9 protein-coding genes are annotated in these 13,449 nt (G+C 38.5%); 5 read left to right on the forward strand and 4 right to left on the reverse strand.

The annotated features are described in order from the left end of the window. Positions 1–52 precede the first annotated feature (52 nt). Positions 53–790: a hypothetical protein gene (locus tag L2567_RS07695; RefSeq protein WP_235297170.1), complete on the reverse strand. Its 738-nt coding sequence runs from the start codon at positions 788–790 to the stop codon at positions 53–55. Positions 791–796: 6 nt separating this feature from the next. After that, the gene (locus L2567_RS07700) at positions 797–2,368 is read right to left on the reverse strand and encodes a M28 family peptidase (protein WP_235297171.1); all 1,572 of its coding nucleotides are present in this window, start codon (positions 2,366–2,368) and stop codon (positions 797–799) included. A gap of 81 nt (positions 2,369–2,449) precedes the next feature. On the opposite strand from L2567_RS07700, the gene L2567_RS07705 reads away from it, so the two are divergent. The 4 genes from L2567_RS07705 (at position 2,450) to L2567_RS07720 (ending at position 10,634) form a co-directional block, all read left to right on the forward strand. Next, positions 2,450–3,472, forward strand: coding sequence for a hypothetical protein (locus L2567_RS07705; protein ID WP_235297172.1), 1,023 nt, complete (start codon positions 2,450–2,452; stop codon positions 3,470–3,472). Between the two features lie 159 nt (positions 3,473–3,631). Beyond that, positions 3,632–6,517: a PEP/pyruvate-binding domain-containing protein gene (locus L2567_RS07710; protein ID WP_235297173.1), complete on the forward strand. Its 2,886-nt coding sequence runs from the start codon at positions 3,632–3,634 to the stop codon at positions 6,515–6,517. Beyond that, positions 6,518–7,810: a serine hydrolase gene (locus tag L2567_RS07715; RefSeq protein ID WP_235297174.1), complete on the forward strand. Its 1,293-nt coding sequence runs from the start codon at positions 6,518–6,520 to the stop codon at positions 7,808–7,810. Further along, entirely contained in the window at positions 7,803–10,634 is a 2,832-nt protein-coding gene (locus tag L2567_RS07720; protein WP_235297175.1) for an NTP/NDP exchange transporter, read from the forward strand. Before L2567_RS07715 ends, L2567_RS07720 begins: the two co-directional genes overlap by 8 nt. On the opposite strand, the gene L2567_RS07725 is transcribed toward L2567_RS07720, so the two are convergent. Both L2567_RS07725 and L2567_RS07730 read right to left on the reverse strand, forming a co-directional pair. Further along, on the reverse strand, positions 10,631–11,584 hold the full coding sequence (locus tag L2567_RS07725; RefSeq protein ID WP_406626659.1) for a serine hydrolase: 954 nt from the start codon (positions 11,582–11,584) through the stop codon (positions 10,631–10,633). The genes L2567_RS07720 and L2567_RS07725 overlap by 4 nt on opposite strands. Positions 11,585–11,643: 59 nt before the next feature. Beyond that, positions 11,644–12,156, reverse strand: a complete 513-nt coding sequence (locus L2567_RS07730) for a SixA phosphatase family protein (protein WP_235297177.1) — start codon at positions 12,154–12,156, stop codon at positions 11,644–11,646. Positions 12,157–12,171: 15 nt separating this feature from the next. Here L2567_RS07730 and L2567_RS07735 point away from each other — a divergent pair, with 15 nt between their 5' ends. Further along, entirely contained in the window at positions 12,172–13,437 is a 1,266-nt protein-coding gene (locus tag L2567_RS07735; protein ID WP_235297178.1) for a S8 family serine peptidase, read from the forward strand. The last annotated feature ends 12 nt before the right edge of the window (positions 13,438–13,449 follow it).

The following is a 13,449-nucleotide window of genomic DNA, read 5'->3' on the forward strand; positions in this document are numbered from 1 at the left end:
TTGCTTAAGGATGTAGAAACAGACTTTCAGATAGGTGTGATATATGGAGGAACTACTCTTCCAGAACTTTCTCTTTGACCAACTTAATCTCTTTTATGGTATCTCTAAGGCTCCTTTTCTCATAGGTATCCATATCCTTAATCTCTGACATCATTTCCATTATTAGAGTATTGGCTTCTTCATGTCTATCGGTCTCAATCAAAAACTTGGCATATTCCAGTCGATGATAGTAATTGGTATTATGTAAGTTCATTTCTTCAAAAACCCTTTCAGCACTGAAATCATCATTTAACTCAAAGTAAGCCCAGGCGTAGTAGGTTTTCTCTTTAGACTTATCAAAAAAAGAAAAGCTTTCAAGCTTTTTTCCTAGAGCGATGGTGTTCACATAATCATTATTGAAATAATAGGCAGCAAGTAACTTTTCATTCAATTCCTCATCGTCTTCTGTAAACCTATTAAAACAAGATTCATATATTTTGATGGCTTCCTTAAAATTTCCTTTTTCAACATGCGCATCTGCCAACAAGATTTTATTGGTGACGGTGTCCGCGACTTCGACCTGTTGCTCAAGCTGCGTAATTTTACCAGAAGAGAAAGATGGTCTGACTTCGTGGTCACTGATCGCAAAACTCCTTTGTGGATCCATTCCTCTGGTCAAAAAGTAAATTAAACCGCCAATAAAGGGGAAAAGCAATATAATAATGTACCAATATGCTTTGTCTCTGTTTTTATAAATATGATAAAAACAAAATGCCTGAAAAGCAATGACCAATAAAAAAGCTATTGACATATGTGTTTAATTCGTACCTGATTTTAAATCTTCGTCTAATGGTTTTCGAGGCAGCTTTTCATCTCTTTGACTGGTATTCCAAACAAAGCCCGCGATGATAGTAGCAGCCTGGCTCAAATCATCCCCTGATAAATGATCCAGGTTGTCCATATTGCTATGATGCGTTCTATTAAAATATGCCATTGGATCCTGTATGAACTGAAATCCGGGAATACCCACTGCATCAAATGGTAAATGGTCAGTTCCTCCGGTGTTTCGTAAGGTTACTGTTCCGGTCTCCATACCTTCAAATTGACCAAACCATTCTCTAAAAATAGGAACGACCGCTTCATTGCCTTGAGTATAGATACCGCGTATTTTTCCTGTTCCATTATCGAGGTTATAATAAGCGGACACTGTTTTTTGATCCGGTTTTAAGGATTGAGGAGTATATGAATTGGGAGGGAATTCAGCAAAATGTTTGCCTACATATGCTCTTGACCCAAAGAGTCCTTGTTCTTCACCTGTCCATAAAGCTAAACGTAATGTTCTTCGTGGCTGTACTCCTGTTTCTTTAATGGTTTCCAATAGAATTCTGGCGACTTCCATCATCACTGAGGAACCAGCACCATTATCCGTCGCGCCTGTGCCCGTGTGCCATGAGTCAAAGTGAGCACCAAACATCACCACTTCATCCTTAAGGTCTGTTCCCGGAATTTCAGCAATGATATTATGTTCCATTTCATCTGGATTGGTATAAATAGCTTCTAATTCTATACTTAAGGAAACAGGTATACCTTTGTTCAGCATTCTAAATATTCTATTGTAGTGCTCTACTGAAAGGGTAACTTGAGGTACCACATCACGTCCTACTTGCTGTCTTCTACCTTCTGAAGTCCTGGCACCGGAGACAAATACTGTTCCCAGGTCCCCCTTGTATGATCGGTCAAGAACTGCGATGGGCTTTTCAGCTTCGATCAAAGTCCACATTGCATTATTGAAATTAAACCCACCGGCATTCCTGCTACGACGAGGTCTTGGTGTAGGTTTGCCAGCATTAGCCATATTGAGTAAATCATCACTTTCGTACCGATTGGCTGGTGGATCAAACCACTCCTCAACGTCTCTGATGGTATCTACCATTACAAACTTGCCTCCCAGTTTACCCTTATACTCATCCAGCTCTTCTTGTGTGGAAGCGTCAATATATATTACCTCACCTTCTCCTTTCACTGAAGGTGACCAGGCTTTAGGGTATGCCAGTACTGGAAAGTAATTAGGAGATTTCGCATGCATTTCAAAATGTTGAAGCTCCCATCCTCTGCCGAAGGGTCCCCATTCTTCCAGGTGAACATTAGACATGCCCCATTCTTTTAATTCTTCAACTGCCCACTCTGTAGCCTTATCCAACATTGGTGAACCTGTAAGTCTGGGTCCATATATATCACATACATAGGAAGCAATTTCCATTACCTGCGATTCTTCGAGGCCAATTTCTTTGATGGTTTGAAGCACAGTTTGATCTTCTTCTGTCTCATCTTGAGCGATCGAAATGTTAGAGAAGAGTAATAGCAAAAGAAGTAGCGACGAATATTTCATTTTCAAAAATTTGAAATTAACAAAGTCTGAAATTAAGAATATTATGGCTTATATTCACTTTCACAAAAGCAATTATTTAAAATGGGTAGGCTGACTACATTTTCTAAATTATTAATTACACTGATTATCCTTGCCTTGCTATTTTTTGGCTATCGCTATATAGCAGAATCTTTTAATTTGCCTCAGATCGGACCTGCTGATGATGATACACGTGAAGTGGTGATTGGAAAGGATGAAGCAGGGGAAGAAATTACCATCGAAATTCCGCCCAAGTCGGAGACAGTAGAAAAAACTGCTGGAAATTGGGATTATATTCCAGAGAGTCCCATCGGTGGCAAACTAAAGGGGGTTGTAGAATTAGGTGCATCCGGTTTCAATTCCTTTATCATCAGAACGGATCAAGACAAGAACTGGAAACTGGAAAGAGCAGAGTGGTCGAACAGTTTAGTTTACGAAGGCATGGCTTCGGGTACAGATGTTACGCAAGGCTTAAAACAATACATTGCAAAGTTTTTAGATTATGGGGTTGCTGGAAATGAAATTCACTTTGTGGTCTCATCTGGTGCCTTAAAGAATGACAAAACAAAGACCATCACAAGCGCCTTAAAAAATTTAGGATTTGTAGTGAATGAAGTTACACCTGAGCAGGAAGGAGGGTATGCCTTGAAGTCAGTGCTGCCTAAAGTTTACGAAAACAATGCTTTCGTCGTGGATATTGGTTCAGGAAATACCAAAGTTTCCTGGATGGTTGGAGGGAAAGTACAGGCTAAAGAAACTTATGGATCGAAATACTTTCAAAATGGAGTGAGTGATGCAAAAGTATATGCGGATGCCAAGAGAGTAGGTGAGCTGATTCCGGAAAACAGAACAGGAACTTGCTTTATTATAGGTGGTGTGCCTTTCAATTTAGCCAAAGAGGGTAGGGCAGGCAAGGAAAGATACACCGTCCTTGGTGATCCGGGATCTTACGAGTCAGACGAAGCTAAGACAAAAGCGGGTTTAAATATTTACCAGGGTATCAAAGATGGTACTGGATGTGATCAGTATGTTTTCGATTGGGAAGCCAATTTTACCATTGGATTTCTATTGACTTTACCTTATTGATTTCCTTTTACTTCCAGTTCTTTAGGAGTATTTTATGCCAATGTCTATGATGTAGTAATTCATGAGACTAAAACATGGATTTTCTCTAACTTTTAATGTCGCTATATATTCGAACTAATTGAGTGGAGACTTCGTTTGAGGGATATACTTAATCGTCATATGTACATTAGATTGTTTTTCATTTTATTAGCAGTTGTGATATCGACTCCATTCTTTGGTCAAAAGGTGTCAAACGCTAGAATTTCACAATTAATAAGTGAATTTAAAGAAGATCCAAGAGGTCCCTATAAGGATATCAAATGGTTTTGTGAAGATGGTACTGTTCGAGAAGCACGAGACCCTTGTCCAGACGATATGGAAGGACATCAACATGCAAGATACAAAGACATAGTTGTTAGACTTCAGAATGACAATGATCTCTACTTTGCCACCATTTTGACAGGATCAGAAAAGTCTGATTTTTGGGCATGGGAAGATAATTACGATCCTTTAAAGCAGTACATGTTGAATAAATATTTGGAGGATGTTGATAATGGTTGGATAAAAAGGCAAGCTCAGTTTTACAGAGGTGCCATCCAAAGTGAAGACGAACTTGAATGGGCAAGAGAATTCTTCCAGTGGGTACTGTCCTCGGACACCAGGTTAAAAGATAATTATCTGCTAATCCGACAGGCGGCCAAGATGATCCCTCACCAGACTGAAACCAAAACAGGAAGCAAAGTGAGGGTATTATCAAAGGTCATTGCTGATGATTACCAACGCTTTATGCCTTTAAGAACTAAAATTCATAATAATCCCGAACCTTCCGATATTGCCTCTGTCAAGAAATTTAGAGATGAAAACAAGGTCCCAGAAAGTCAAAAACAGAATGTAGAAGACTTGATTGCAGAAATGGAGATTATGTTTAGGCCAGTGAAAACAGAAGATTTAGTAGGCTTTACCTCTGAACTTCCAGAGAGTGATTTGAAAAATAGTGTTCAACAGTTCATTTATGATTTCTCCGAAGGCGACCAATCTACGAGAATAACCCGTGCTTCTGAATTGTTATGGAAAATCAGAAGAGAGATCAATACACTTCGCAGAGGGAGCGATCGACTATCAGCACTTGACATATCGATTACGCTTGAAAGAATGATTCAGAATGATCTACAGCGCAAGGATATCGAAACAATTGGGGACTTAACAGATTATCTATGTTATCTCAATATGGCTATTGCAGGTTGCGGTTATATAGAAGCATGGGAATATGAGAAATCTGATGCTTACAGTAACCCTAGTGGCGCTGCTATTTATTTGTCAGAATTAGATAGATTAGTCGATCATCATTCTAAAATTGCTGAATGGGCATCTAATAATATGACTGTGCTTTTTGTAGAAACGGTAAAACGATACAATGAGTTTGAGCCTCTCGCCTCATCATTTACAGATGACCAAATTAGATCCACCCTGCTTCTACCATATGGACAAATGCTTTCTGAGCTGGCGGATCAAAAAAACGAGTATGAAAAAATCAAAAATGGAGTATTTGACATCAGTGGTCAGGAGAGAATTAGAGGATTAAATCCCGGATATGCCAGAGGTGTATTGGAAGTAGTCGAAGAGATGGAAGAAAACATGATCATTGACAAGAATAAAATCTACATTTTTAATCACCCTCCTTCTGATATAGGACCGGTTACAGGAATTATGACTGTCAATGAAGGAAATGCCGTAAGTCATGTTCAACTGTTAGCCAGAAATCTGGGTATTCCCAATGCGGTTATATCTGAAGACAATCTCAAAGCGCTCAAGAAGTTTGATGGAGAAGAAATTTTTTACGCTGTGAGTTTGTCCGGCAATGTGATCATGAAAAAGACGAGTAAAATGAATGATCAGGAGAAAGGTCTCTTCAGCTCCGAAGAAAGAAATATTAATACCATCACCGTTGACACAGACAGAATTGATCTCGAAAGAGATTCAGTGATTAACATGCGAAATCTAAGCGGAAAGGACTCTGGTATTTCGTGTGGTCCCAAAGCAGCAAATCTGGCTCAACTTAAAAGGATATTCCCTAATAATGTGGTCGAAGGTATTGTTATTCCATTTGGCGTTTACAAAGACCATATGGATCAAGAGATGGATACCAGAAATATGACCTATTGGGAATTTATCAACCAGATATTTAAAGACAAAGCTTACATGCTGTCGCAAGGAGTTGATGAAAAAGAAGTAGAATGTATTGTAGAAGGCGAATTGGGGATTTTAAGAGAGAACATCTATAATATCAATTTAAAAGAAGATTTTATTCGTGATTTTAAGCGTGAGTTTACCGCTGCATTTGATCAGCCTGTAGGAAATGTTCCTGTTTTCTTAAGAAGTGATACCAACATGGAAGACCTGAAAGACTTTACGGGAGCCGGTTTGAATCTGACTAAATTCAATATTCTCGATCCCGAAGCCATCTACCAGGGTATAAGGGAAGTTTGGGCCTCACCATTTACTGAGCGGTCTTACAAATGGCGGCAGAGCTTTCTTAATAATCCGGAAAATGTATATCCTTCTATACTGGTCATACCAAGTGTAAATGTGGATTATTCCGGAGTGATCATCACAAAAGACATCAAAAAAGGTGGTGAAGATGATATGACCATAGCTTTCAGTCGGGGTGTGGGTGGAGCTGTAGATGGGCAAAGAGCAGAAACATACATCATAAAAGACAACAAGTACTACGAAATGTTATCCCCTTCTCGTGAAACAAAATATAGAACCATACCGCCATCAGGTGGCAGCACAATTGAAACTTCTACTTTCTCAGACCCCATATTGTCCTATAAAAATATCGAAAAATTAATGGATCTGGTAGCAGAGGTTAAGCAGGAAATACCCAAGCAAACTGAAATGAAAGGTCCATATGATATTGAGTTAGGTTTTAAAGATGACAAGATTTGGCTTTTTCAGATCAGACCTTTCGTAGAAAACAAAAGTGCAAATTCAAGTGAATATTTGCAATCTATTTCAACTACAACGGACGGCAAGAAAGTTGTACAACTTTCACAACCTATATAAATGAAACTCAGGACAGCAATCATATTCAGCTTTATCGTATTGTTCCTAATTCAGGACGTTTATGCCTATCCTATCGATGGGTATTGGTATACAGGAATCAGAAGACTATTGGATGAACAAAACATTGCGCAAGATAGTAATCGTACTTCCAAGTTAGAAGATGGAGCATTGTATCCAATGGATGCTATTCAGCTTTTTTTGACCGACTATGAATATATCAATCAGCTCGACTCTTTTCCGGAAGAGAATGCTGAGCTCCAGAAAAAGGTGAATGCTTTGTTTTATGGACTTAATAATAACTATTCTATTTCTGTCCTTGATGTTACTGAAGGAAGACCACCACGATATGCAGAACGAAGATCTCTGGTCGGATATCAACCAGGTAGCGTAGGGAAAATAATTGTACTTAACGCTTTGATGTACGAATTAAACGAGCTTTTTCCAGGAGACTGGGAAAAACAGAGAGCACTACTTATTGAGAAATATATCACAGGGGGAGACTTTGCAGTTCCCAATAGTCACACTGTCCCTTTTTGGGATGAAAAGAAGCAAAGAATTTTTAAGCGCCACCCTAATGAAAGGGATGTATTTACACTATATGAATGGCTTGATCACATGGTTTCAGTAAGCAGTAATGCCGCTGCAAGTATTTTATATCGGGAGGCTATTTTCATGCATGTCTTTAAAGATGAATATGAATGCATGAATGAATGGGAAGCCATTGAGTGGTTAGATACTTTCCCTAAAGATAGCTTAGGCAAGATTGCAGAAAAAGTGATGCATGGACCTTTGCGTGAATTGGGAATTTCAGAAGATGAATGGAGTTTGGGTCAACCTTTCACAAGAGGGGCATCAAGGGTAATCAACCCCATTGGTGGCTCTATCGGAACAACTAAAGGAGTGATGAAATGGCTAATTGCCCTGGAGAAAGGGGAAATCGTCAATGAGAGAAGTTCCTTAGAGATGAAACGACTGCTATATATTACTGATCGGAGGATCAGATATGGTGCTAGTCATGCATTAGATGATGCCAAGTTGCACTTTAAGAGTGGTAGTTTATACAGTTGCATGGATGAACCTGGTTTTTCCTGCGGAAAATACAGAGGAAACCGATATAATTACATGAATTCTGTGGCCATTGTTGAGCACCCGGATTGCACAAGATATTTGGTAGTTTTGATGTCAAATGTTTTACGAAAAAACTCCGCTGGTGATCATTATGGACTCGCTAGCAGTATAGATCGTTTAGTAAGAGATGTAGATACGGAAAAGGATGACACAAATGATGGGTAATGTAAGAAGCTTACTACTTAGGGTTTTGGATATTAGGTCGGAAGACTTACGTCGGACTCTGTTAATGCAAGCTTATCTTTTCATCATTATCAGTGTTTTACTCTTTTTAAAACCAGTCTCCAATTCTATTTTCTTATCACAATTTGGGATAGAACAGATTCCATATGTTTTCATTGCGGTGGCGATCACTGCCTTTTTTTTCACCAAATTCTACTCGAAACTTCAGCGAAATTTCAGTTTTATACGTTTGCATCGTCTGATTTTACTAGGCATCGCTGTATCTCTACTTTTGTTTTTTGTAGGTATACAAATCGAAGCCATCAGTGGCTTTATTATTTATGCTTTTTACATATGGGTAGCCATCTTTGCCTTGGTTGCTACTTCACAATTCTGGATTTTTGGTAACATACTATTTAATCCGAGAGAGGCAAGAAGGGTTTTTGGAATTATAGGTGCCGGTGGAATTGCTGGAGGTGTTTTTGGAGGTTATATGACCAGTATCATAGTACCATATATAGGTAACAGTGGTTTGATTTTGCTTTCCGCGATCTTTATATCTTTGTGTTTTCCTTTGGTTAATAATTTGTGGAAAGAAAACCATGGGGGAGTTTCTGACGATTCATTAGTCGTTAAGAAAAGGAGAAAAATAGCCCAGAATTTTAGTTTTAGGAGATTATATAAAAGCAGACATTTAATCTTGCTGGCCAGCCTGACGGGGACTGCTGTTTTTGTATCAAAATTAGTTGACTTCCAATTTCAAGGTATTGCTGCTAGTGAATTTACGGAACCGGAGGCGCTCACCTCATTTTTTGGTTTTTGGTTCTCTACATTTAACGTCATCGGATTGATTATTCAATTGTTTTTAACCAGCAGAATGCTAAAGTTTCTTGGCGTAGGAAAGTCCCAATATATTCTACCAGGTTCCTTTATAATTACTGGAATACTTCTATTTTTCTTTCCGGTTTTATGGTGTGCCATTTTACTGAAAGGGGCAGATGGGACATTTAAACAGTCCATTCAAAGATCCGTGAATGAGTTGTTAATGTTACCCATTCCAAGGGAGATTAAAGAACAGAGCAAAACCTTTATAGATGTATTTGTAGATAGTTTTGCAACCGGACTGAGTGGACTTATTTTGATATTCCTGTTGTCCAGCTCAGACATTACCTCAACCTATGTCTCACTGATCATTGTTACGCTAAGTATAGTTTGGTTGGTTTTAGCATATATAATGAGGAAAGAATACTTTATTAGCTTTAAAAAGCAGTTTCTCAACCCTCATGCAGAAGCCGAACCACTCGTCAGTAGAAAAAACACTTTTTACGAAAACCTGGAGACTTTACTTGAAGCTAAAAATGAGGAAGAATTATTACGTGTACTGGGTAATCTAGAAAAATTACCTGAAGGACTTAATTATAGCAAAACTTTGTCCTTGTTAGGTCATAGAAATCCTGATGTGAGACTGAAAGCGCTTCAACTTAGACCATTCCCTAATAAAAAATTTAAGCCACAAATCCTTGAACTGCTCGTTAATGATCCAGAATTAAAGATAAGGGTCGAGGCTTATTTATACCTTTTGGAAAGAGAGAGTAATATTTCTGAAGGAGAACTTTTAGAAGAACTTAAAAGAAGCGAAGGTTCCGATGATGCTGCACTGCTTTTTGCATCCTGCATCTATTTTAGAAACAGCAGACGTTTAAAGGAAAAGTTTGATCTGGAGCGACAGTTGGCTATTAAAGCGCAGGAGGTTCTAGTGGACAGAAGTGGTCAATTCAATAAAGATCATAAGTATTTTGCATTGAGAGCCATTGCACATGGAAGATTCTCTTCATTATACAAATTCATTGATCTGTACCTCGATAGCAATTTAGTAGAACATAAGAAAATAGCCCTGTTGGTCTCATCATTTACTTTATCAAAGAAATATGCACATATCTTAATTTCTTATTTACATAATGATATGTATCGTGAAACTGCAGCTCAAGCCTTAAAATACTATGGCGAATCACTCCTGGTCATAGGAAGTGAGATCATGAAGAATGCAGAAATTAGCAATGACGCTAAAGCAAAATTTGTGCAGATACTTTCTACCATGGGAACTCAGAATGCTGCGAATTACCTGACCGAGCTATTGAACCACAAAAGCTTTAAAATCCGCAGACAGGCACTTTCCCAATTAAACCTTATGAAGTCTCGCTATCCAAGATTGGACTACAGAAAAGATCGTATATATAAGAGAATCAAGAAAGAGGTGAAAATGATCAAAGCCCTTTTTTCTATTCAACACACACTAAACAGTAATTTCAAGAAAGGTCCAGAGAATCTTAACGATCTATTCTATAAAAGAAAGATGAAGGTATTATCGAGACTGAGGTTGTTAATCAGAAAGCGACTAGTATCTGTCTTTTTGCTACTTGGTCTGGAGTACGAGAAAAAAGACATTTTCGACATTTATACGGGCTTGTTAAGCGATGATGAGATTAAAAGAACTTATTCGCTTGAGTTTTTGGAAATGATGATTGATTATAAATATGGTAAAATGCTGGGACCTATTCTCGAAGCCAGTTTCAAAAAACATCTGACAGACCAGGATTATTCTAAGTTGCAACTTAAAACTTATGACGCTCAAACAGCACTTGCGAAATTATTCAGATATCCTGATGCTAAAATGCAAAATAGAATTCTCAATCTATTCTCACATGATGAACTCATCGATTTTAAAGGAGTGTTGGATTACTCTGGAAGAAACATGAACCCAATGTTGAAGAAAAAACTTCAAGATACTAAAAGTCAGGTGTTGAAGAGAGACAATAAGGCTTCCTAGCTTTTTGCCATTGCAAGCTGATCTGCTTTTTCTAAAATAATTTTTTCAGCAACATTTACCAATTCTCTACAAATGGCACCTCCATTAGGATCTTCAATCAGAGCAACCAAAATATATTTTCTATCGTCCTCGCCCCACACGATAGCGGAATCAGCATGATAGACCTTCCATGAACCTGATTTTCTAAAAACTTTAGCATCAGGATTTACCCTGTCCAAAGTATTGACAAATTTATGATGCAGACTCGGATTCATCATAATCCTCAACATTTCAAGAGATCTATCCGGATTGATGAGCTCACCATAAGCTAATTTTTTGTAAAACCTTAAGACCTGATCAACTGTAGCAGCATGACTGATTCCTTTAAGAGGATCGGGTACTCGCTTACCTCCCGCTGCATATCTTTTACCGACCCAGAGACCACCATTACCTTCGCGATCATAGAACTTATACCTGGGATCCTCCATTACCGAAGCTATCTTTCCAAATCCAACACGATCAATCGTTCTTGTGGTTGCTGCATTATTAGATTTACTAATCATCAGCCACATGTCCTTTCTAACTTCTTCTGTGTCTTTCAAAGTGCCTTCCTCAATGGCGTCCATCGCTGCAAGTAAAACTGCTATTTTGGGTAAAGAGGCAGCATACATCATGTGATTCCCATTCAAAGAAGCATATTCAGGATTAGAAGGGTCTGATAGATCAATTAACCCAACGGCCATTTTTTTGTTATTCACCAACTTGCGCCATGAATCTCTTTTATTTATTTCTGTACTCAACATAAATGATAGATCAAGACTAAAAGCTAGATCTGGATTCATACTCAATACTGCTTTGCGAGCGGGCATATCCTTTGGCACTTCTACAGTATGTACTTGTGCTGAGATGATCAAAGGAAATAATAAAGTTAGTACGGTGAGTAAATTCGCTAGTTTCTTTTTCAATGTCATACGTAATCTAACAGGTCCTCTTCGTCTATCGTTCGGATTCCTTAAATTTTAAGATATTATTAATAGTTTTTCTTGACAGCTTGATAATTGCCGTCCACTTCCTCGATAACGAAAAGGGTTTCATAATTATTCTCATCAATTTCAGAGAATTTATTTTCACCTACGATATCGTTCACTAAGGTAGGAGTAGAATTAGAGTGTCCTACCACTACAATGTTGTGTTTTTTCAACTCATTTTTAAGTTTTCTTGCAAAATCTCCTTGTTTTGGGTCGTAAATTTCAATATCTAAATTAAATCGATGTGCTATTGGTTTTGCCGTTTCCTTAGTTCTTGAAAAGTCAGTGGAATAAACTTTGGAAATTTCTTCGTATTGCAGAAGATCTGCCAGGCTTTCGGCCCTGCGAATGCCTTCTCCGGTAAGCGGAGGATCTGTACTGCCGTCATTGCCTTTCTCGGCATGTCTGACCAGGAAAATCTTGTTAGAGTTGGTCTGACTACTTTTCTTATTTTTACATGAAGACCCAGTTCCAGCAAGGATTAGTGTCATCAATATCGAAAGTAAAATTCTCATAACAATAGAATTATAATGAAAAGATACGGAATAGTTATAATGATTTTATCATTTTCTTTATGGACTGTAGCCCAAAATGAAAAATGGTCAGATTCGCAGATAAAATTAATCAATTTAGATTGTCTGCATGAAAGAGGATTTACTGGAAAAGGAGTTACCATTGCGCATCTGGATGATGGTTGCGATGGATGTAACCTTATCGAAGTATTTAAATATTCTAGAGATAACAACTATTGGAAAGGAGCTTATGATTTTGTACGAGATACCATTCTCGATTATGATGATTTAGGTAGCCATGGTACTGCCACGATCAGTATTGTGCATGGCTGGCTTGAAGGAAGCTATACGGGGGCGGCTTATGATGCCAATGTTTTGGTTGCCAGAACCGAAAATGTGAGGTCAGAAACACATCAGGAAGAAAAGGACTGGAAAGAAGCTGTGGATTGGAGTATAGAGAACGGGGCTGATATTATCACGAGCTCACTTCAATACAATGAATTTGACCAGGGCGAAGGCGATTACACTTACGAAGACATGGATGGTCAGACAACCATCATAACCAGGGCAGCAGATTATGCTGCCAGTAAAGGTCTTTTAGTGGTTACATTGCAAGGCAATTTTGGAAATGATGACTGGTATTACCTTACTGCACCCGGCGATGCTGATTCTGTGATTACGGTAGGTGCCGCCAGAAAGGATGGTGAAAAAGCAAGATTTTCAGGCTACGGCCCCAGCTTTGATGGCCGTATGAAACCCGATATACTTGCCATGGGGGAGAGGACAGCGGTGGCCACTCCGGATAATTCTATAGTCCGTGGCAACGGCACCTCATATGCTGCTCCGGCCATCGCCGGTTTACTGGCTTGTCTCAAACAAGCTCATCCCGAGCGGACTAATATGCAATTGATTTCAGCAGTCAGACGAAGTGGGAATGCTTATCGAACACCTTCGGCTGAAGAAGGTATTGGATATGGTGTTGCAGACGCTTGCAAAGCAGATGATTTATTAATTGATATGGATCGTTTTTTTGAGTACCCCAATCAGTGGAATACTGGAAATGCTCTTAAATACAGGTTGAAAAACAAGAAACTGCAGGTCAAAACCAGATCCAAATCTCTGAAAATCGAGAAATTTTTACTTAAAGATATATTTGAAAAAGAAATTAAATCCTTGAAACCCAATGATTCATTAGATATTTCTAGCTTAGATTCCGGAGATTATCTACTGGATGTATATCTAAACAATCTCAGCATCCAAACTATTTACTTTAAGGTTGACTAATTATAATAATAC

It is taken from the genome of Portibacter marinus, assembly GCF_021533195.1.
In the GTDB taxonomy this organism is placed as follows: domain Bacteria; phylum Bacteroidota; class Bacteroidia; order Chitinophagales; family Saprospiraceae; genus Portibacter; species Portibacter marinus.

Coding starts and splice junctions, on each gene's coding strand:
- L2567_RS07715 (WP_235297174.1), top strand. CDS start 6,518: ATGAAACTCAGGACAGCAATCATATTCAGCTTTATCGTATTGTTCCTA.
- L2567_RS07705 (WP_235297172.1), top strand. CDS start 2,450: ATGGGTAGGCTGACTACATTTTCTAAATTATTAATTACACTGATTATC.
- L2567_RS07730 (WP_235297177.1), bottom strand. CDS start 12,156: ATGAGAATTTTACTTTCGATATTGATGACACTAATCCTTGCTGGAACT.
- L2567_RS07695 (WP_235297170.1), bottom strand. CDS start 790: ATGTCAATAGCTTTTTTATTGGTCATTGCTTTTCAGGCATTTTGTTTT.
- L2567_RS07710 (WP_235297173.1), top strand. CDS start 3,632: ATGTACATTAGATTGTTTTTCATTTTATTAGCAGTTGTGATATCGACT.
- L2567_RS07725 (WP_406626659.1), bottom strand. CDS start 11,584: ATGACATTGAAAAAGAAACTAGCGAATTTACTCACCGTACTAACTTTA.
- L2567_RS07720 (WP_235297175.1), top strand. CDS start 7,803: ATGGGTAATGTAAGAAGCTTACTACTTAGGGTTTTGGATATTAGGTCG.
- L2567_RS07700 (WP_235297171.1), bottom strand. CDS start 2,368: ATGAAATATTCGTCGCTACTTCTTTTGCTATTACTCTTCTCTAACATT.
- L2567_RS07735 (WP_235297178.1), top strand. CDS start 12,172: ATGAAAAGATACGGAATAGTTATAATGATTTTATCATTTTCTTTATGG.